This window comes from Tahibacter harae, assembly GCF_024437735.1.
Classification (GTDB): Bacteria; Pseudomonadota; Gammaproteobacteria; order Xanthomonadales; family Rhodanobacteraceae; genus Tahibacter; species Tahibacter harae.
The window spans coordinates 86,884-107,231 of sequence record NZ_JANFQO010000010.1 but is presented as its reverse complement, the minus strand read 5'-3'; the positions used below and the strand labels follow the sequence as shown (position 1 = coordinate 107,231).

Sequence of the window (20,348 nt, the reverse complement as noted above, 5' to 3'; positions counted from 1 at the left end):
CATGATCGAATGTTGATATTCTGCTGATAACGGCCTCCGCGGCGCCCCACCATCGAGTGCATGCGTGCATAGCCATCGCCTGGGTGATTTCGAGGTTGACCCGGCCGCTGGCGAGCTGGCCGGCCCCGCCGGCCGCGAGCAGCTGGATCCCAAGGTCATGCAGGTGCTGCTGGTGTTGGCGCAGGCGGCCGGCCGCGTCGTCACCCGCCAGGAGCTGCTGGAGAAGGCCTGGCCCGGCGTGGTGGTCGGCGACGACGCGGTCTCGCGCTGCATCTACCAGTTGCGGCGCCACCTGCGCCGGGCCGGCGGCGACGAACGCCATGCCGCCCTGGTGGAAACGCTGCCCAAGCGCGGTTACCGGCTGAACGGCGTACAGCCGGCTGCGGCGCCGTCCGCACCTGTTGCCGACCTCGTGCCGGGGAATCCCGCCGGGACAGCGGCGCCCGATGTGGCCGCGCGCGCTGCAGCGCTGGCCGATACAGCGGCGCGCGCGGCGACGGCGGACGCGACCCCGAGGCCGGCGCGAAGCCGCCGGCTGCTCGCCGCGGTTGCGGCCGCCGCAGTTGGCGCAATCGCTGCCGCCGCAGCCTTCTTCCGGCAAGGAGAGCCCGTGCGGCAGGACCCGCTGGCCGGCGCGCAGTTCACCCGCATCACCGATTCCGAAGGCGTGGTGCCCGGCGTCGCCCTGTCGCGCGACGGCAGCCAGATTGCCTACCTGGCCCGCCTCGACGGCCGCGTCGATGCCTGGATCGGCCGGGTCGGCAGCGGCGAGTTCCGCAACCTCACCCAGGGCCGGGTTCCCGAGATAGACAACCCCGCGCGTTCGCTCGGCTTCACGCCCGACGCGGCACAAGTCACGGTCTGGGGGCGCCTGCGGGATGCCGCCGGCAAGGAATCCATCCATACCTGGGCGGTGGCCGCGGCCGGCGGGGAGCCGCATCCCTACGTTGTCGACGATGCTTCGGAGGTGGAATGGTCGCCTGACGGCAAGCAGCTGGTTTTTCACCCGGCCGCACCCGGCGATCCGCTGTTCGTGGCCAATATCGACGGCACCGCGCGGCGGCAGATCCACGTCGCGCCCTACGGCGTGCATTGCCACTTTCCCATCTGGTCGCCGGACGGACATTTCATCTATTTCGTCCAGGGCCACCCGCCGGACAAGCTGGATCTCTGGCGCATCGCGGCCGGCGGCGGCGCGCCGGAACGCATCACCGCGCACGATGCGCGGGTTTCCTACCCGGTGTTCATCGATGCGACGACGCTGCTTTACCTGGCCACGGCGCAGGACGGTTCCGGCCCGTGGCTGTACGGCCTGGACCTGCGCCGCCGCGTCCCGCAGCGCATAGGCCAGGGGCTGGAGCAGTACACCTCGCTGGCCGTCGGCGCGGGCGGACGGCGCCTGATCGCCACGCGGACCACGCCCCGGACCAGCGTGTGGCGGGTCCCCGTGCTGGAGCGCGCCGCGCGCGAGGCCGACGCCGAGCGCCTCCCGCTGCCGGCCTCCGGCGGCCGCATGCCGCGCCTGGGGCCGGACTATCTCCTGTTCGTTGCCGGCAACGGCAGCGGCCTGCGCCGGCGGGGCACGCGCGACGGCACCGTCACCGAACTCTGGAACGACAGGGAAAGCCGGCTGGTCGCGGGCCCGGCGCTGGACCGCGCCGGGCGGCGCATCGCCTTCGCCGCGGCGCGCGACGGCGCGACGCGGCTGCATGTGATGAACGCCGACGGCAGCGGCCTGCGCATCCTGGCCGCCGGTCTCGATGTGGAAGGCGCGCCGGCCTGGTCGCCGGACGGCCGGGCGATCCTGATTGCGGCGGAGCAGGGGCATGACACCCGGCTGTTCACGGTGCCGCTGGACGGCGCGCCCATCGTTCCCTACACCGCCGATCATTCACGCGATGCGGCCTGGTCGCCCGATGGCAGTTTCCTGGTCTACAACGGTGCCGAGGTCGGGCCGCAGTTTCCGGTCCGCGCATTGTCGGCGGATGGGCGTGTGCGCACGCTGCCGGATATCGTCCTGCCGCGCGGCGCCCGCCGGCTGGTGTTCCTGCCGGGCAGCACAGCGCTGGTGGTACTCAAGGGCGACGCGCGCGACCGCAATTTCTGGCTGGTGGACCTCGACAGCGGCCAGGAGCGCCAGCTCACCGATTTCGATTCCGGCTTCGCGATCGACAACTTCGACGTTTCTGCGGACGGCCGCGAGATTGTCTTCGACCAAGTGCGCGAGGAATCGGACCTGGTGCAGATCGATCTGGCGCGGCGCTAGCTGCCCGTATCCGGCACGGCTCCGCAGGTGCGCTTTTTGCCGGGGCGGAAACAACGCGGGCAAGCAGCCGGCGCCGGCGTTCCCGTTCGCGATGACACGCACGACGGCGGCACGGCCGTCCGCTCCTGCGGGTCCTGCCTGCGCGATCCGATGCATGCCGGAGCGAAGCGGCGCGCCAGGCCAATCCTTCCGCGGACGGTGGCAACGACCGGGAAGCACGCCCATCCGTGGCGGGAATCGTGTGCCCGGGCGTTGTCGAAGCGCTTGACGCTATATCGTAAGACATATATCTTTCGATATATCTTTCGATATGCAGAAGCCGCTCATGCCGCACCCTTTCTTTCCTCACGACCGCCGCTGGCCGCAGGATTGCGGCGCCTTTTTTTCGCCGGGGCCGTTCCCGCCCGAAGCCTGGCGGCGCTGCGCGGGCCGTCCCGGCGGCGGCCGCGGCGGGCGCGGTGCCTACCGGCCCGGACCGGGCGGCGGCATGCCCGGCGGCTTCGACGGCGGCGAGGGCTTTGCGCGCGGGCGCAAGTTCAGCTCCGACGATCTGCAGGTGCTGCTGCTGGCGCTGATCGAGGAAAAACCCAGCCATGGCTACGAGCTGATAAAGGCGCTGGAAACGCGCTCCAACGGCTACTACACGCCCAGTCCCGGCATGGTCTATCCGGCGCTGACCTATCTCGAGGAACTCGGCTATGTCACGGTCGAGCTGGAAGGCAACCGCAAGCGCTATGCACTGGACGAGGCAGGCCGGGAACATCTGGCCGCCCAGCGCGAACAGGTGGACCTGATGCTGGCCCGGCTGCGCCATATCGCGCGCCGCATGGACTCGGTGCGCCGCGCCATGGCCGGCGAGGACCCGCTGGAAGCCGACGACGGTGGCTGGATACCCGAGCTGATCCAGGCCCGCCGCGCGATCAAGTCAGCGCTGTACCGGCACGATGTGATGCCCGTCGCCGAGCAGCGGCGCATCGCCGCGATCCTGCGCCGCGCGGCGCAGGAGATCGAAGGCAAATAGACGCCGCGCCTCACTCAACCCCCTTCATCGCGGCCCTGCGCCGCAAGGATTCCCATGTACGCATTACCCCAGGCCCAGGAGCGCCGTCTCCTGTGGCTGCTGATGCTGACCCAGTTCACCCTCATCATGGATTTCATGGTGATGATGCCGCTGGGTCCGCAGATCATGCAGGCGCTGCAGATCTCGCCGGCGCAGTTCGCCGCCGCGGTCTCGGCCTATTCCCTCTGCGCCGGCGCCTCCGGACTGCTGGCGGCGACCTATATCGACCGCTTCGACCGCCGCCGCCTGCTGCTGGCCATGTACGCGCTGTTCGCCCTGTCCAACCTCGCGTGTGCGCTGGCCGGCAGCTACACGCTGCTGCTGCTCTCGCGCGCCTTCGCCGGCATCGGCGGCGGCGTGCTCGGCTCCATCGTCATGGCCATCATCGCCGACGTGATCCCGGTGCAGCGCCGCGGCGCGGCCACGGGCACGGTGATGACGGCCTTCGCCATGGCCTCGGTGCTGGGCGTGCCGGTCGGCGTGCTGCTGGGCGCGCATTTCCACTGGTCGGCGCCGTTCTGGCTGCTGACCGCGCTGTCGCTGATCGTGCTGGCCGGCGCCGCGCGCCTGGTGCCGCCGCTGGACCGGCATCTGGCGCAGCAGCCGGCCAGCCTGGCCGAGGTGCTGCCCAACCTGGTCGCGCTGTTCACCCATCCGCGCCATCTCAATGCGTTCGCGCTGACCCTGCTGCTGATGGTGTCGCAGATGCTGGTGATCCCGTTCATCTCGCCGGTGCTGGTGGCCAACCACGGTATCGATCCGGCGCAACTGTCGTGGATGTACATGGCCGGCGGCGTGGCGGCGTTCTTCACCTCGCGCCAGGTCGGCCGCCTGGCCGACCGCCACGGCAAGCACCGCGTCTACCGCATCGCGGTGGCGCTGTCGCTGCTGCCGGTGCTGTTCATGACCCATCTGCCGGCGGCGGTGGGCTTCATCGGCATGCTGCTGTTCTTCCCGTTCTTCATGGTGTCCATGAACAGCCGCATGGTGCCGCTGCAGGCGCTGCAGACCACCGTGCCGCAGCCGGAACGGCGCGGCGCCTTCCTCAGCGCCAACAGCGCGATCATGTCCCTGGGTACCGGCCTGGGCGCCTGGCTGGGCGGACTGCTGCTGAGCACCGGCGCGCGTGGCCAGATCGCCGGCTACGGCACGGCGGGCTGGATCGCCGCGGCGCTGGCGCTGGCTTCGGCCCTGTGGGTGGGACGGGTGACGGCGGCCGACGAGCGCCGGCCGGCGCCGGTTGCGGACGCGGTTGCTGTGAATGATGCAAATGCACAGAGGGATACAAAGGCGGCAGCTGCCGCCGGCCCCGCGCCGGCGGCGCAAGCGGCCGCTGCCGGCGATTGAGCGGCGGGCCGGCGGCCGAACCCGCGGCCGCCGCTTCCTTGCGGCGGTCGCGGCCGTTGCTCTTCACGGCCCGCAGCGGTTGTTTTCGGTGGCGATGATGTAGGGATCGTCGTCGCCCAGCCACAGCATCTGCTCGATGATTTCCGCGCGGACCTGCGCGCCGGGCAGTCCCTGCAGGGTGAAACAGACGTCGAACTCGCCCTCGCGGCCCCAGTGCACGACTGTGCGTTCCAGCGTGCCCAGCATCTGGTCGTACTCGTTCACGACGACGTTGAAACGCGCGACCGAATTCCAGGGCACGCCGGCGCCGACGCTGATGAACGACACCACCAGCGGATAAGTCGCCGCCGGCGCGGCAGCGGGCAGCGCCGCGCCGGGCCGGGCTGCGGCCTGGGGCGCCGGCGCGAGGCCGGCCAGGGACAGGAAGAAGAGAGAAACGGCAGTGCGGATTTTCATGCGCGGGTTCCGGTGAGGGGCGGGATGCCCAGGAAAACCGCCGCGTTCAGCGCAGCGGGTGGGGATAGGCGTAGGGCAGGTAGCCCGGCCGGGGAAAACGGTAATAGTCGCGGTTCTCCACGATGTAGGGCACGCAGGCGGCATCGACCCAGACCGCTCCGGTCGGGCCGTAGATATCCGGCCGCGGCGTGAACCGGTTGTTCCACAGGTGGACTTCGCGCGGCTGGTCGTGCAGCGGGTAGGTGCCGCTGCACACCTCGTTGCGCAGGCGCAGCTCGTACGGCATCCACGGCATCACGTTGTCGAATACCACGCCGTCGCCGCCGCGGATGACGATGCCGTCGGCGGTCTGCATGACGCGGGTATCCACGCCGAGGTAGTTGGCGTAGATCTCGTAGCTGCGCGAGCCGTGTTCCCCGGTATTGCCGGCGCCGTGCGCGTCGATCATGCCGGTGCCGCGCGTGCGTGCCGTGGTGAGCACGGTGTTGTGGCGGAACACGTAGCGCGAGCCGTGGTTGGAGGCGACGGCGTGGCGGTTGTCGGCGAAATAGCTGTCTTCGATGAATACCGCGTCGGCGCTGCCCAGGGCCAGCGGCGGCATGGGCGGTCCCTCCGGATCGGCGTCGCTGTAGACCACCACACCGTAGCCGTAGCAGCCGCCGGCGCAGCGGAAATTCGACAGCAGCTCGCTGCGGTAGATCACGCCGCGCGGGTCGTGCCCCCTGACCTGGATGCCGGCATTGGAGAAGCCGCTGGCGCGGACATCGCGCACGGTGAAATCCAGGCAGCGGCCGTCCAGCCAGATGCCGTTGTCCAAATCGGCCTCGATGGCATTGCCGATGAGCGTAAGGTCGGCCACGCCGCCGGCGCGGCCGCCGTCGCAGCGCAGGTGCAGCAGAGCATTGGTCCAGTCCGGCATGGCCAGCTTGCGGCGCAGGATCGTGCGGCCGCGGCCGGCGCCGCGCACGCTGACGCCGGGGGCGAAGGTGACCTGTTCGTCCTGCCATTCGCAGTCGCCGGCCGGAATCAGCACGGTGCTGCCGGGGTTCACGGCCTTGCCGGCCTGTTCGGCCACGGCGGCGGGCTCGCAGGAATCAGCCGTGAAGGTCTGGAAGGTATCGCTGAACAGGCGCGATTCGCCCGGCACCGTGATCGCGGCGCCCGCGGTTTCATAGGCGTAGCGCAGCAGTGTGGCCGGATAGCCCAGCGGCGCGGTGGTGCGCAGCTGCACGTAGCCGTAGCGCGTCGCGCCGCCGGCTTCGTCGACGAAGCGCAGGCCGATGTGGTGCACGCCGCCGGCGAGCAGCCGGCCCGGAGCAAGGATGCCGCTGCTGGCGTAGCTGGCGGCCGGGGCGACGGCAAGGCTTTCGTCCAGCGAGGCCACGGCACCGTCGCGGACCAGGACGGCCGCCGCCGCGCCGGCGGCGAAGCTCAGCCGGCCGCCGGCGTCGGCGACGATATGCAGATCGCTGCCCGCCGGCAGTGTGCTGCCGTCGACCAGGTTCAGATGGATGCCGTTCGCGTCTGCGGTGACAGGGATGGCGACGGGACCGCTGTCCACCACCACGGCCTGCGCCGGGACGGTCGTAAGCAGCAGTACGGCCATGATGGGGTGCAGGCGACAGGCGGGCATAGGGTTTCCAGTGAATCGGGACAGGAAGCGGGATTGCGGCGGCGGCCGCTCTGAGCGCGACTGCCGCCGGGGTGGCGCGCTGGCGCTGCAGCGCATTCGTGCCGGAGCCTAGCCGCGGCACCCGCCGGCGCCATCCGCAAATCTGGCGAGAGCCCGGCGCGGGCTGCGCACGCTGTCGGCCAGACGTTCCCGGCGTGCGTGCGGCGCGGCCGGTTCAAGTCGCGCCGGAAAGACGCCGCGGCACCGTTCAGCGCCAGGGCACGGCGATTTCCACCTGCGTGCCCGGATGCAGCGGCGGCGTGGAGAATGCGGCCTCGCCGTCCAGCGCGCGCAGGCGCGCTGCCACATTGGCCAGGCCGCGGCCCTGCGTGGCGCCCTCCGGCAGGCCGCGGCCGTTGTCGGTGACCGCGACGCGCAGCCAGCCGCCGGCGAAGCCGCAGGTAACCGCGACCTGGCGCGCCGCCGAGTGCTGCATGACGTTGCTGAGCAGTTCCTCCAGGCAGCGGAACAGTTCCATCAGCCGGCGGCGGTCGCCGAGGCGCAGTTCGCGCAGTGCGGACAAATCCCAATGTGCACTGATTCCGGCGGCAGCGAGCGCCGGATCCAGATGCCGGCGCAGCAGGACGAAGGCATCGTCGGCGCTGGTCAGGTCCAGGTCCGTGGCGTCTATCATCAGACGCAGGTCGAGCAGGGCACGGTGGATATCCAGCGGCAGGCGCGACTGCGGCTGCAGGCGGCGCAGCTCCTGGGCGATGCGCGCCATGCGCGCGCCGAAGCCGGCGCCGATGTCCAGCAGCACGCGCTCGCGTTCCTGGCTTGCCACGCGCGTGCTCAGGCTGTCCCAGACCGCGTCGGCCCGGTCGGCGCAGGCGAGCAGGGTGAGATCCAGATCGCGCCCCAGCGACTGGCGCGCATGGGCGAGCAGGCGTCCGCCGAGCAGTGCGCGGCGCGTGAGCAGGAAACCGAAGGCCAGCGCCAGCGTCGCCGTGCCCACCGGATACAGCCAGATCAGCCGCCAGGCCGGATCCAGCCGGTAGGTCGCCGCCTCCAGCATGCCGCTGACGACGGCGAACAGCATGGCCCAGTGCAGCAGATGCTTCTCCACGGCCGGCACATGGCTGGCGCGGGCGGCGATGCGCGCCATCATCCAGCCCGCACCGGCGCACACGCTGATCCACAGCAGCAGGTTCGCCGCCGGCAGCGCCAGCGTCCAGCCCGACCACAGCGCAGCCACCTGCAGTGCCGCGGTGAGCAGCAGGGCGGCTTCGTGGCGGCGCGGCTCGCGGATCTGCCACAGCGTCGTCAGCAGCCGGTAGATGGCATAAACCAGAAGTACGACGCTGCTGTCGCTGGCGGCGCGCCAGTATTCCGGCGCGCCGGGCATGTCGCCGCCGGCGAGGTAGCTGCAGCGCAGCGCCATCAGGGCGAGGCAGGCCAGGTACCAGCGGTACAGCGGTGCGTTGCGGTAGACGCCGCGCAGGGCGAACACGATGCCGGCCAGCAGTGCGTACAGGCACAGCGCCACCCGCGGCGTGCCGCTGCGCCGCCACCAGTTGGCGCTGTGCAGCGCGGCGAGCAGGCTGTAGTCGCCCAGGCACAGCGTATCCACGCGCGTCTCGCTGAGGCGGCGGTCCAGCGGCACCTGCAGCAGCAGTTCGTTGCCGCGCACCCGCAGCAGGTCGCGCGGCAGCGCGTGCAGCTGCGGTGCCAGGTCGCGGCGCCGGGCCTGCGCCAGGTCGGTGCCGGGCGTGAGGTCGCGGCCGTTGACCTCCAGCCGGTAGTAGGGCGCGGCTTCGCCCAGGTAGAGCGCCGGGCGCTGCGGCGCTCCGGCGGCGGCGTCGAAGCGGTGCCGCAGGCTGATCACTTCGCGCCCGGTGTCGCGGGCGAAGCGGGCGAGCGGCAGCGTGACCGGCACGCCGGCGGCATCGTGCAGCAGGCGGATGCAGCCCGGCGGCAGCGCGGGGCGGTAGACCAGCACCAGCAGCGCCAGTGCGAGCAGCAGGCTGCCCCACCAGACGGCCGGCGTCAGCGAATTGCGCCGTGGCAGCGGCCCGGCCGCGGCCGTGCCAGCTTCCCGCGCCGGCCGCAGTCCGCACATCAGAACAGCGCAAACTGAAGGGTGCAGGCGAACTGCCGGCCGTCCGCCGCGGCGACATAGCAGCGGCCGCCGTAGCGCTCCACCAGCGCGCGCAGCGGGGCGATGTCGCCGCGCACCGGCCGGTCGCCGCCGCTGTCCGCGTCGCTCACGCGCAGCATCAGTTCCTCGTCGATCACCCGCACTTCGACGGCGAGCACGCGGCAGCCGGCGTAGACGGCGGCATTGCCCAGCAGTTCCTCCACGCAGCGGAACAGGCCGATCAGGCAGCGGCGGTCGTCGATGCGTACATCGTCGATGCCGCTGAGCTGCCAGTCCGCCGCGATGCCGGCCAGCGCGAGCACCGGCTCCAGCCGGTGGCGCAGGCCGGCCAGGGCCACGCCCAGCGAGCGCGAGCTTTCATCCAGGGCGTCGATCATCAGGCGCATGTCCAGCAGTGCGCGCTGCAGGCTGCGCTGGATCTCCGCCTGCGGCACCTCGCGCCGCGCCCGCTGCAGGATCGCGACCAGGCGCGAACCGAAGCCGTCGTGAATGTCGCGGATCAGGCGTCCGCGCTCGCGCCGCCGCAGCCGCGCCGACAGGTGGGTCCAGGCCTCGGCCGGCGCGGCGTCGCCGTCGAGGTCGTCGGCGGCGGCGCGGGCGGCGTGGCGCAGCAGATCGGCGCCGAGCACCAGCCGGCGCAGCAGCAGGTGGCCGAAACCCACGGCCAGCGCCACATGGGCCACCGGCGCCGTCCACATCCAGCGCTGCTCGAAGGGCAGGAACAGATTGGCGATCTCGGGCAGGGCCACCGCGTAGGCAAACACCGCTGTCCACAACGCCACGCCGTGCTCGCGTCCCTGCAGCCGGCCCACGCCGCAGCTCACGGCGCCGACCGCGAACAGGCTGGCGCCGGTGGAAACGAGAACCGCGCCGAGATAGACCAGCCTGCCGCCGGGCAGCTGCGGCAGCAGCGCCATGAGCACGCAGCTGCACAGGGCGAGCAGGGTGCCGATCCGCACCACGGCCGCGGGCAGCGGCAGCAGCAGATGCCAGTAGTCGCGCATGAAGCGATAGAAGAAATACGGCTGCAGCGCGATCGCGACGGAGTCGATCGCGGCGCAGAGCAGCGGCGTGCCCGGGCGCTCGCCGGTGGAGACGTAGATCGTGCGCACCAGCATCAGCAGGATGCAGGCGAAATACCAGGCATAGGCCGTGTGCCTGGCGCTGAGCAGCCAGCCCGCCGCGGCCAGCAGCGCCAGCATGCCGAGTACCAGCGCGCACAGGCGCGGAATGCCGACCATGCGCCACCAGTTCGCGCGGAACGCCGCGTACAGCGCGACCGCGTCGCCGGCGCACAGCTGGCTCAGCCGCTGGCGGCCCAGCGCCCTGTCGTCCGGCAGCTCAAGCACGGCGACATTGCGGCCGGCGCGCACGACATCGGGCGGCAGCCGGTGGAAATGCGGCGCGAGATCGCGCAGGTCGCGCCGTTCGAGCAGGATCTGCGGGGTCAGGTCGGCGCCGTTGAGCTGCAGCCGGTAGAAGGGCACGGCCTCGCCGATGGAAATGGCCAGCCCGGCGTCGCCGGCGCGTAGGGCCGTGAATTCGAAGCGGTAGCGCGTCACGGATACGGCACTCGGCGCGCTGTCCGGCGCGGCCTCGATGCGCTGAGGCGCGATCGCACAGACGGCGCCTTCCGGAACGCGGTAGCGATACGCCGCGAGCACCGCCGCGATGGCGAATACCAGGCTGAGGCCGAAGGCGAGGCGGCGCAGCAGGCGGCAGCTCGCGTGGCGGGCGGCGTTCATCCGGGCGCTCCGCAGGGCTTCATACCAGCCGGCGCAGCCGCGCCTGATACAGCGCCTCCTGCAGGCTGGAGACGTGCAGCTTTTCGTAGATGTGGCGCACGTGGGTGTACACCGTGCTCGGCGAGATGCCCGCCAGCTCGGCGATCTGGCGGTAGGTGTTTCCCTGCGCGGCCAGCCGCAGCACTTCGCTCTCCCGCGCCGTCAGGTCGATACGGCCCAGGGCATCCACGTCGGCGCACTGGCTGCGCACCAGGACGAGCAGACGGTGGGCGATGGTCGGGCTGATGGAGGCGCCGCCGTCCAGCGCGACGGCGAGCGCCCGCGTGATCTCGGCAAAGGGGTCGTGCTTGCACACATAGCCGCCGGCGCCGGCGAGGATGGCGCGCACCACGGTGGTCTCGTCGGCCAGCGACGAAACCACCAGCACCGCCGGCGCCTGCGCCTGGCTGCGCACCCGGCGGACCAGCTCCAGGCTTTCGCCGTCGGGCAGGCGCAGATCGGCCAGGAACAGGTCGAAGCGGGCCTGGGCCAGGCACTGGCGTGCCTCGGCGATGCTGGCTGCCTCGATGATGTGCACGTCGCGTTCCAGCGCGGCCAGGCTGTCGCGCAGCAGATCGCGGCTCTGCGCGTCGTCCTCCAGCAGCAGTACTCGCAGCAGACCCATGGTTCTCCCCGGTCGTTTTCCCGGTGCGTGCAACGCTGACGCCGGCCGGCCGGGGCTGGTTATGACATCGCCGCCGCGCACATCGGAGCCTCATGCCGAAATGTCATGGTGCAGGCCGCGCAGCGGATCGCGGGCGTCCCCGGCCGCAGGAAAACGCGGCGCAGGGTGCTGCCTGTATTGCATTGGTGCGGCGGCCGGTCATCCGCAAATTTGGGGAGCCGTGCCGGGCGGCGCAGGTCCGCTGCACGGTGCGCCGGGTTACCAGTCCAGGCTGCTGCGGAAGATCACATCGACCCGGCCCGGGATCTGCGACAGGCGCGCATGGCTGTTCTGCGTGTTGCCGCCAGCCTGGGTGGCGCAGGCCCGCGGCGTGTACTCGCCGCAGGGGGCCTCGCTGTCGGTGAACTGCTTGCGTCCGGCGTAGGCCGCATACGCCATGATGTCCGGCGCGGCCGTGACCAGGTCCAGGCCGTAGAGCACGCCCAGCTGCTGTGCCGCGGCCTCGCAAATCTCCTGCACCGTGGCCAGTTCCGCCGCGAACACGAAAGCGATGGCGTTGTCCCGCGGCAGGCCGTAGAACGGCGCCACGGCGGCGATGCCGGCAGGCAGCCCCAGCACCGCCGGCCGGGTGGTGACGATCACCTCGCGTCGCGGCTGCGCGCCCGGGTCGGTGCTGACCACGGTGATGTCATAGCGGGCGAACACCTGCCGCAGACAGGCCTGCACCTGCTGGAAGTCGGAATCCGGCTGCGCGAAGGGCGGCACCGTCACCGCCTGCGACAGCACCGAGGAGCGGCGCGCCACCGCATCGTCCGCGCCGGGCTGCAACGGGCAGGTGCTGCGGCAGGCATTCAGGTACAGCGTGTCGTGCGGCAGGTTCGCGCCAGCCGGCGGCGCCAGCAGCAGAGCTGCCAGGCAGTGCAGGACGCGGCCTGACTGGCGGGACAGGGCGAAGGCGGCCATGGGATACGGGACTCGACGGATGGCAGGACTGCGCCGCGCAGCGTCGCAGCGGCGTGCCGTGTGCGCATCCCCAAATCCGCGGAGGCGGACGTGGCTGGCGTCCGGCGATGCGGAAAGCGCGCCGGGCTGTGCCCGGCGGCGCCCGACCGGCCTCAGTCGAAGCTGTCGGCGAATACCGTATCGTCGATCACGCAGGCCGGATTGGACTGGGCCAGGCTGTCCATCCGCGCCCTCATGCGCGAAGGTATGCGTTCCGGCGCGACGCCGTAGGGATGGCCGGCGCCGAACTTCAGGCTGACATTGGACAGGCCCGGCGACAGCAGATGGCAGTAGCTCATGATGGTGCCGCTGCCCTGGCCGGCCGGCCCGGGCAGCTGGGTGGAGCCGCTGTAGCAGCCGGTCTGGCCGGCCTGGCCGGCGTAGCATTTGTCCACCGGCTCGGCATTGCCGCCGACGTTGGCGTAGCAATGGGAATGCGGCGAATTGAAGTTGTGGCCGATTTCGTGCGAGGTGCCGACGATATCCCAGACCACCTGCGGATTGGCCGCGTTGAAGCCGCCGCTGATATTGCCGGTGAAACCGTAGTCGCCGCCCACGCGCAGGGTGCCATTGCCGAAGGTGCAGCCGGAAACCGTGGTATTGAACGGCGCCGAGCACAGCGTGCCCACCCAGGCCACGCCGCCGCCGGTGGTGCGGCCGCTGAGCATGTGCGCGAAGGTGCGCGATACGCCGGTCATGTTCGTGTTCCAGTAGGAACCGAACTCGTACAGGCTGCAGTTCGACGTGGTTTCGTTCCAGGGATCGTTGGCATCGGTCCACAGGCGCAGGAACGCGATCTCGATGCGGGTGTTGACTTCGGCCAGGTACTTGGTCGAGGCATAGGCCATCAGGTCGCCGACATAGCGCGTGGCGTTGGTGGTGTTGTTGAAGCGCTGGTAGAACTGGTAATCGGTTTCTATCGCCGCGCGGGCGCGGTAGGGCAGGGTGCCGCGCGGTGCGGGCTGCGCCTGGTTCTGCACGGACGCGCGGGCGTCCTCGATCACGTTGCGCGCCTGGGCCAGCTCGTCGGCGCTGCAGCGGAAGCCGCCGTCGCGGCTGGGTGCGTCCACGTCGATGGGGCTCAGGCTCAGCGCGCCGCCGGCGGCGGCGTCCAGCGAGGAAGCCTGGCCGTCGGTATCGACCAGGCCGCGGGCGCTGCCGTCTTCCTCCACCGCGAGAAACACCGCCGCGCCGGTCTCGACCACGCTGCCGCTGTAATAGCGCGTATGCGGCCGCGGCAGTTTCTGCGCCTTGCCCTGGCCGTCTTCGGCGAGCAGCTGCACGTCGCGGGCGAACACCTCGAAACGGTGCAGATCCAGGCTGACGGTGGTGGCGCCGGATTTGACCCCGGTCAGGCGCAGCGCGCCGGAATGGCGGCCCCCCTCGCGCAGGAACTTGCCGGCATCGACGGTAGCGGCGGCGAAGGCATCGGCGGCGGCGAGCAGGCACAGCAATGCGCCGGCGTATCGGATTCTGCGGATCATCTTGTGCTCCCCCCTGAGGGCAGTGACCGGGGATGGTAAGCAATTTCGCCAGGGCGGGGGAGTGAAGCGGGTCGCAGGCGGGCCGGACGGTTTCTGGAGCGGGCGCGGCAATGACACAATGCCGCCGGGTTTGCTGCGCCGCGCGCCTTCCGCGGGACCGCGCAGCAACGGTGCCGGCGCCGCTGCGCCGTGCCGCAGGACGGGAGCATCCGGCGTGGGCAGGGCATGGGCGGAATAGGCTGGATCGACTTTTCCTCGGACGACCGCCGGCGCGCGCTGGATGTGCTGGCCCTGGCCAAGGAACCGGGTACGCTGGACGAACTGGGCATAGGCCAGCTGCGCGACGCCTATGCGGAAGCCTTGTTTCCCGGCTTTTCCACCATCCAGACCCGGGCGCGCTATTTCCTGGCCTTACCCAAGATCCTGTGCGACTGGCGCGAGCAGCCGCCGGCGCAGCGGCGCAGGCTGCGGTTGGAGGACTATCTCGCGCGCGAGGAAAACCGCCTCGCGGAGCAGCTGACCAAAAACCACAAAGACAGGAATCTGTCGCTGGAGGGCATCATCGGCCACACCCTGGCCGGCCGCGGCGGCGTGAAGCGGCCGCCGTCGAATGCCTACTGGGCCGGCCTGCGCGTGTTCGGGCTGGTCCGCACCACCAAATCGCTGGGCGAGTTCCTCAGAACCTGGGGCGACGATGCCGGGCCGCTGACGGCGGTGCAGTCCGACGACGACGACGACGATGCCGCCGTATCTATCAATCACGGCGTGCGGCGCCCGCCCGATTCGCGCGGCGAATGGAGCGGGGATCTCACGCTGGCGCTGTCGCCGCCGGAAGCGCGCTTTCTTGCCGAGCGCCTGGCGCATCCGGTGCCGGCCGGCATGGCGTCTGCCGGCGCGCCGGCCCACGACAGGAAGGACACGGTCGTGGCCCAGCTGCTGGGGAAGGGACTGGCGACGCAGGAACAGGCGCTGGATCCGGCACTGGACTCCTTCGCCGCCTTCAGCGTCTGGGCGCGCGGGCAGACCGCGCTCAGCGAAGCCTGCCTCCAGACCATCGCGGCGGCGGCGCGCTTCAGCCTGGCCATTGAAGGCGCGCATATTCTTTTCAACCAGGCGATAGCTGGGCGCGGCGGCAACGGCAAGCATGACGCGCTGCGCGCCGCCTGCGAACAGGATTTCCCGCGCTGGCGCGAGCAGGCCCTGGGCGAGGGCGTGTTCTACCCCGAGGCGCAGCAGCAGTGGCTGCAGGCCGTCGCCGTCCGATCGATGAAACCGAAGAGCTGCGAGTTCCTGGAGCGCTGGAACCAGGCGCTGTGCGCCGGCCACAGTGTCGAATCGCTGATAAGGCTGGTCGTGGACCAGGCAAAGTCCAACAAGGGCAATCGCTCGCTGCTGATGCAACGGCAGCTCAGTCCGCTGCCGTGGTACGGCATGCGCGCGCTGGAATACCGCTGGCCTGTCGCCCGGCGCATGCTCCTCGATATCGAAAAGGCCGGCTGATGCTGGATCCCTGCAAGCAGCGCCTGGACTACGGCGAACAACTGCGCCCGCCGCCGGGACATGTGCTGCACAGCGCCGTCGCCGCATCGTATTCGCTGGAGCTGGATGCGCTGATGGCGGCTTCCTTGGCACTGGTGCTGGACCAGACCCTCGAAGGCGACAGCGGGGACGAGCCGCTCGCGCTGCTGGAATCCCTGGACCGGCTGCGCGACAAGCTGCTGGTGTTCTACCAGAGCGGCCGGATCGCGGCGCCGCCGCGCTACAACCGCCTGTATACCTTGCTGGAACCGCTGACCGTCGCGGTACCCGCGGCGAGCGCCTTCGGCGCCTTCCATCCCAAGCTCTGGCTGCTGCGCTACCAGCCCCTGGACACGGACAAGCCCGAACATTTCCGCCTGCTGGTGCTGTCGCGCAATCTTACGTTCGACCGCAGCTGGGATCTGGCGGTCTGCATCGAGGGAAGCTGGGCGCCGCGCGGCAATACCGACCCCGCGCTGCTGGCGTTCCTGGACAGCCTGCCCGCGGCGGGGCGCAATTCTCGCGTCGGAGAAATGCGCGACGCCCTGAAACAGGTGCAGTGGCAGCTGCCGGAACGCTTCTCTGCGCTGCGCTTGCTGCACGGCGCCCCCAACGGCGCTGCTCCGTTCGCCTTGCAGGGGCCGATCGACGAACTGCTCGTGATGTCGCCTTTCCTCGACGCCGGCGACGGCAGCCTGCTGCAATCGCTGCAGCGGCGCTGCCGCCCTGCGGCGGCCAGGACCCTCATCAGCCGCGCCGATACGCTGGACCGTGTCGGCGCGGCCGCGCTTGAGGGCTGGCGCTGTCTGTCGGTGCCCCTGGGTATCGTCAACGGCGAGGACAAGCTGGAGCAGAAACAGCCCCAGCCGCAGGATCTGCACGCCAAGCTGATCGTGGCGCGCCAGGGCGACGCGGCGGTGTGGCATATCGGTTCGGCCAATATGACGAATGCGGCCTTCGGCGGCGGCGGCGATGCGCCGCGCAATACCGAAGTGATGCTGTGTCTGCACGGCGAGAGTGCCGCGGCAGGCCCGGCACCGTTGCTGGAGCAGTGGACGGCGGCCGACATCTTCGTCGCGCATGAGTTCAGCGATGCGCCGGAGCTGGATCTGCAGCAGGATCAGGTGATGCGCCAGCTCGTCCATGCGCTGGGCAGCGCCAACTGGATTCAGACCGTTTCCAGCGACGGCAATGCAGCTTTCCAGCTCGACCTGAGCGTGGACTGCCCAGCGCTGCCGCCGGGCCATGCGGTGAGCGTCAGCCCGCTGGCGCTGCCTGCGCCGCAGCCGCTGGCGGCCAGGCTGCGCTGGAACGGGCTGGCGCTGGGCGATCTCAGCGCCTACATCCGCATCGAGATCACGGTCGCGCAGACCACTCACGCTTTCGCCGTGCAGACCCGCTTCGCCGCCGATCTCCTGGCCGAACGGCGCAGTGCGGTGTTCAAGGGACTGGTCGACAGCCCGGAGAAAGTCTTGCATTACCTGCGGCTGATCCTCGATGCCGAGGCGGTGAAGACCGGCGGCAGCGGGCATAAAAGCGAGGGCGGCGCGGTCGACATGTTCGACGCCGGCGGGCATGAAGGTCTGTATGAACTGTTGCTGCGCGCCGCCGCGCGCGAGCCGCAGCGCCTGATCCGCGCGCTGGAGGTGTTCCAGCGCCTGCAGCAGAACGGCGCACCCTTGCCCGAAAACCTGGAAACCCTGTTCCGCGGGTTCTCGTCGGCGGTCGAGGGGCAGGGCCATGCATGAGGCGATAGGCCAGCTGGAGCAGGTACTGCGGCGGCTGACCGATTTCCAGCGCGCGACCGTGCAGGTGGTCTGCGCGCGCCTGCAGTCAGCCGGACCTGCGCGGCGCATGCTGGTCGCCGACGAAGTGGGACTGGGCAAGACCCTGATCGCCCGCGGCGTGATCGCCACCTTGCTGAAGCAGCGGCTGGAGCGCGGTGCCGATGCCGGTCCGTTGCGCGTGGCCTACATCTGTTCGAACCAGGCGCTGGCGCGGGAAAACCTGAAGAAGCTGGAAGTCTTCAGCGGCAAGGCATCGGATGGATGGGTACACACCCCCGAATTCGGACGCCTGGCCGAGCTGGGCGTCCTGCAGCCAGCGCCGGAAACGGGACTGCTGGTGAGCCTGCTTTCGCTGACGCCGGCGACATCGTTCGCGCTGACCCAGGGCCATGGCAATGCGGTGGAGCGTTATCTGCTCTGGCGTGCGTTTACGCAGGATCAGCGCGATGCCGGACTGAAAGACCAGCTGGATCCGTTCTTCCGCAAAGGCGTCCATGGTGCCTGGGATGCGGCAGAGTCCCAGTACCGCAAACGGTGCCTCAACCCGGAAACGCTGCAGCGCTTCCAGGCGCGGCTGGACGAGGCGCCGCCGCTGGATGCCCGGCACCAGGCGGCGGCGACGGCCTTGGCTCTGGACGGCCGCTCCTGGCGAAGCCTGGTGTGCTCGTTGCTGGAGAAGGGCATAACCTGGGAGTCCGATGGCGAGGGCAGGCTGCTGAGCCTGTTCCTGCTCAGCCGCCTGCGCCGTGTCTACGTCGAGTGCTGCGCGCAGAATCTGCAAGCCGATCTGTTCATCCTGGACGAGTTCCAGCGTTTCAAGGACCTGGTCATCGTCGCCGCCGAAGGCGAGGAAGTTTCCGAACAGCAGATCATCGCCCGCCATGTGCTGCACCGCGACCGCGCCGCCTTGCTGCTGTCGGCGACGCCGTTCAAGGCGCTGTCGCAGGTGGACGAGGAAGACGAGGGCAAGGCCCATCTGCACGAATTCAGCGAAGTGCTGCGTTACCTGTGCGGTGCCGACGAGCCGCTGATCGAACGCTTCCAGCAGAAACGCGCGGCGCTGCTGGCGCAGGTGCTGAAGCTTCCGTTGACCGCTCATCCCGGCCGCGGCCTGGACGACACGGCCAAGCGCGAACTGCAGGCCCTGCTGCGCGGCCTGATCTGCCGCACCGAGCGTGCCGGACTGCTTGCGCACGAGGAACAGGCGCTGCACGAAGTGGCGGAACCGCCGCTGGCGCCGCTGCGCGAGGAAATCGACGCCTATGTGGAACTCGACCGCCTGGCGCGGCAGGTCAGGGAGGCGCTGTCCGGCAGCCACGGCAGCGATGTCATGGCTTTCTTCAAGGCCGCGCCCTGGTGTCTTTCCTTCCTAGGCGGCTACCAGTTCCGCCAGCAGCTGCAGAAATGGTGCGACGATCCCGGCGGCGAACGCGCGCGCAAACTCGACGCACTGCGGCACAGTTGGATTCCTCACGAAGCATTCAACAGCTACCGTCTGGATCTGGCCGGCGCGGCGCCGGGCGCACGCTTCCGCCGCCTGTTGCAGAGCGTTGCGCCCGCGGGCGCCGAGCAACTGCTCTGGCTGCCGCCGAGTCTTCCGTATTACCCGGGCGAAGGCCCCTTCGCCGGCCTGCACGGTTTCAGCAAGAGCCTGCTGTTTTCCTCGCTGGTGCTGGCGCCGCGCGCGCTCAGCAGCTATGTGTCCTATGCCTGCGAACGCCGCCTGGTGCACGAAGCCGGTCTGCTGGGGGAAAGGAATTACTTCGATGCGCGCGAAGAACGGCAGGGCAGCTTCCGTCTCGATGGCGAGGGCATTTCCACTGGCTGGGGGCTGATCTACCCGGGATTGTGCCTTGCCGCCGCGGTTTCCGGGCTGCAGGCGGACACGCTGGCGCAAGTGCGCCGGCAGGCGAGAGCCGCGCTGCGCAAGCCCTGTTTGGAACTGAAGAAGCGCCATGCCGGCCCGGGCCGCTCCAGGCGCAAGTCCAAGTCCAGGCGCAGCTCCGGTCCCAAGACCGCGCGCTGGTACGCGCTCGCTCCGTTCCTGCTGGACTTGACGGCTGCGGGCGAGTCCGGCCGACAGCGCTTCGACGAATGGCTGGAGGCGGTGCCGAAGCAGGAACTCTCGGATGCACGAAGCAAACAGTTCAAGCATCTTGGAGAGGCCGTGCGTGCGCAGGAACTGGCCCTGGGACCGCCGCCGGCCGACCTGCTGGACTATCTGGCCGATCTCGCCATCGCCGGCCCCGGCGTCGCGCTATGGCGCAGCCTGAGCCGGCTGTGGCCCGACGCGGAACGGCAGCACCTGCTGGGCTGCGGTGCCGATGCCGGCCTGGCCCTGCTGCACAAATTCAATCGGGCCGAGTCCCGGCTGGTGCTGCGCGCGGTCTGCGGCCGGCGAAGGCCGGCGCCGGCGGTCGCCGCCTATGCGGCGATGGGCAATCTGCAGGCGGTGCTGGACGAATATTTCCATTTGCTGCGCGGCGCCTGCGGCCAGCCCGGGGAGGCGGTCGCGGCTTTCAAGGTTGCGGCCGGCGCGGCCGCGGTCTCCGTGGTCGCACAGAAACAGCTGCCGCCCAAGGAGCAGTCGCTGGACGCGGACGTGCGCTTCCACTGCCATTACGCCGTGCCGCTGGGCAACCAGCGCGGCACCGACGAAAAGGGCGTGGAGCGCATCAGCAATCTGCGCGCCGCGTTCAATTCGCCGTTCTGGCCTTTCATGCTCAATTCCACCTCCATCGGCCAGGAAGGTCTGGATTTCCACTGGTACTGCCGCCGCGTCGTGCATTGGAGCCTGCCTTCCAATCCCATCGACCTGGAGCAGCGCGAAGGCCGCGTCAACCGCTACAAATCGCTCGTGGTGCGGCAGCGCGCGGCGCAGTGTTATCGCGGCGGACGCTGGTCCGACGGCGATATCTGGGACGCCGTCTTCGCCCAGGTAAAGCAGGATTCCGGCGGCGGCGACCTGATTCCCTGCTGGCACGTGCCGGGCGGCGATGCCTGCGTGGAACGCCTGATTCCGCGCATGCCGTTCAGCCGGGAGGTGCGCCGCCGTCATGAACTGCTGCGCATCCTCTCGCTGTACCGCCTTTCCTTCGGCCAGCCGCGCCAGCAGGAACTGATCGAGGAACTGCTGCGGCGCGACTACAGCAGCGCGGATCTGGCGGAAATCCGCCGCGCGCTGCTGGTGGAACTGGCGCCGGTCAAATACATCGGGCTTTGCTAGGCCCGCGGCGGCGCGCCGTGTTC

Annotated in this window: 13 protein-coding genes; 6 read left to right on the top strand and 7 right to left on the bottom strand. The window is 70.1% G+C overall.

From position 1 onward, the window contains the following. Positions 1-64 precede the first annotated feature (64 nt). From NM961_RS12450 to NM961_RS12440, 3 genes are all read left to right on the top strand, one after another. A complete protein-coding gene (locus tag NM961_RS12450) occupies positions 65-2,266 on the top strand; it encodes a winged helix-turn-helix domain-containing protein (protein WP_255914711.1) in 2,202 nt (733 codons plus the stop codon). Between the two features lie 325 nt (positions 2,267-2,591). Continuing rightward, entirely contained in the window at positions 2,592-3,287 is a 696-nt protein-coding gene (locus tag NM961_RS12445; RefSeq protein WP_255914710.1) for a PadR family transcriptional regulator, read from the top strand. Between the two features lie 54 nt (positions 3,288-3,341). Then, the gene (locus NM961_RS12440) at positions 3,342-4,673 is read left to right on the top strand and encodes an MFS transporter (protein ID WP_255914709.1); all 1,332 of its coding nucleotides are present in this window, start codon (positions 3,342-3,344) and stop codon (positions 4,671-4,673) included. Between the two features lie 63 nt (positions 4,674-4,736). On the opposite strand, the gene NM961_RS12435 is transcribed toward NM961_RS12440, so the two are convergent. From NM961_RS12435 to NM961_RS12405, 7 genes are all read right to left on the bottom strand, one after another. Beyond that, the gene (locus NM961_RS12435) at positions 4,737-5,129 is read right to left on the bottom strand and encodes a hypothetical protein (RefSeq protein ID WP_255914708.1); all 393 of its coding nucleotides are present in this window, start codon (positions 5,127-5,129) and stop codon (positions 4,737-4,739) included. Positions 5,130-5,175: 46 nt separating this feature from the next. Next, on the bottom strand, positions 5,176-6,762 hold the full coding sequence (locus NM961_RS12430) for a hypothetical protein (protein ID WP_255914707.1): 1,587 nt from the start codon (positions 6,760-6,762) through the stop codon (positions 5,176-5,178). A 247-nt stretch (positions 6,763-7,009) separates the two neighbouring features. Further along, positions 7,010-8,860, bottom strand: a complete 1,851-nt coding sequence (locus NM961_RS12425; RefSeq protein WP_255914706.1) for a sensor histidine kinase — start codon at positions 8,858-8,860, stop codon at positions 7,010-7,012. Continuing rightward, positions 8,860-10,644 carry a sensor histidine kinase gene (locus NM961_RS12420; RefSeq protein ID WP_255914705.1) on the bottom strand — a complete coding sequence of 595 codons (1,785 nt, stop codon included), beginning with the start codon at positions 10,642-10,644 and terminating at the stop codon, positions 8,860-8,862. Before NM961_RS12420 ends, NM961_RS12425 begins: the two co-directional genes overlap by 1 nt. A 19-nt stretch (positions 10,645-10,663) precedes the next feature. Then, on the bottom strand, positions 10,664-11,308 hold the full coding sequence (locus tag NM961_RS12415; RefSeq protein WP_255914704.1) for a response regulator transcription factor: 645 nt from the start codon (positions 11,306-11,308) through the stop codon (positions 10,664-10,666). A 258-nt stretch (positions 11,309-11,566) separates the two neighbouring features. Next, entirely contained in the window at positions 11,567-12,271 is a 705-nt protein-coding gene (locus tag NM961_RS12410) for a hypothetical protein (protein ID WP_255914703.1), read from the bottom strand. A gap of 152 nt (positions 12,272-12,423) precedes the next feature. Continuing rightward, a complete protein-coding gene (locus NM961_RS12405) occupies positions 12,424-13,794 on the bottom strand; it encodes a M12 family metallo-peptidase (RefSeq protein ID WP_255914702.1) in 1,371 nt (456 codons plus the stop codon). Positions 13,795-14,019: 225 nt separating this feature from the next. Here NM961_RS12405 and NM961_RS12400 point away from each other — a divergent pair, with 225 nt between their 5' ends. From NM961_RS12400 to NM961_RS12390, 3 genes are read left to right on the top strand one after another with little or no spacing between them, the layout of a single operon-like run. After that, on the top strand, positions 14,020-15,294 hold the full coding sequence (locus tag NM961_RS12400; RefSeq protein WP_255914701.1) for a DUF6361 family protein: 1,275 nt from the start codon (positions 14,020-14,022) through the stop codon (positions 15,292-15,294). Further along, positions 15,294-17,060, top strand: coding sequence for a phospholipase D-like domain-containing protein (locus tag NM961_RS12395; protein WP_255914700.1), 1,767 nt, complete (start codon positions 15,294-15,296; stop codon positions 17,058-17,060). Before NM961_RS12400 ends, NM961_RS12395 begins: the two co-directional genes overlap by 1 nt. Beyond that, positions 17,053-20,325: a DEAD/DEAH box helicase gene (locus NM961_RS12390; protein ID WP_255914699.1), complete on the top strand. Its 3,273-nt coding sequence runs from the start codon at positions 17,053-17,055 to the stop codon at positions 20,323-20,325. The genes NM961_RS12395 and NM961_RS12390 overlap by 8 nt, the downstream gene beginning before the upstream one ends. Positions 20,326-20,348: the final 23 nt, after the last annotated feature.

Coding starts and splice junctions, on each gene's coding strand:
- NM961_RS12425 (WP_255914706.1), bottom strand. CDS start 8,860: ATGTGCGGACTGCGGCCGGCGCGGGAAGCTGGCACGGCCGCGGCCGGG.
- NM961_RS12420 (WP_255914705.1), bottom strand. CDS start 10,644: ATGAACGCCGCCCGCCACGCGAGCTGCCGCCTGCTGCGCCGCCTCGCC.
- NM961_RS12390 (WP_255914699.1), top strand. CDS start 17,053: ATGCATGAGGCGATAGGCCAGCTGGAGCAGGTACTGCGGCGGCTGACC.
- NM961_RS12410 (WP_255914703.1), bottom strand. CDS start 12,271: ATGGCCGCCTTCGCCCTGTCCCGCCAGTCAGGCCGCGTCCTGCACTGC.
- NM961_RS12405 (WP_255914702.1), bottom strand. CDS start 13,794: ATGATCCGCAGAATCCGATACGCCGGCGCATTGCTGTGCCTGCTCGCC.
- NM961_RS12395 (WP_255914700.1), top strand. CDS start 15,294: ATGCTGGATCCCTGCAAGCAGCGCCTGGACTACGGCGAACAACTGCGC.
- NM961_RS12445 (WP_255914710.1), top strand. CDS start 2,592: ATGCCGCACCCTTTCTTTCCTCACGACCGCCGCTGGCCGCAGGATTGC.
- NM961_RS12400 (WP_255914701.1), top strand. CDS start 14,020: ATGGGCGGAATAGGCTGGATCGACTTTTCCTCGGACGACCGCCGGCGC.
- NM961_RS12415 (WP_255914704.1), bottom strand. CDS start 11,308: ATGGGTCTGCTGCGAGTACTGCTGCTGGAGGACGACGCGCAGAGCCGC.
- NM961_RS12440 (WP_255914709.1), top strand. CDS start 3,342: ATGTACGCATTACCCCAGGCCCAGGAGCGCCGTCTCCTGTGGCTGCTG.
- NM961_RS12430 (WP_255914707.1), bottom strand. CDS start 6,762: ATGCCCGCCTGTCGCCTGCACCCCATCATGGCCGTACTGCTGCTTACG.
- NM961_RS12435 (WP_255914708.1), bottom strand. CDS start 5,129: ATGAAAATCCGCACTGCCGTTTCTCTCTTCTTCCTGTCCCTGGCCGGC.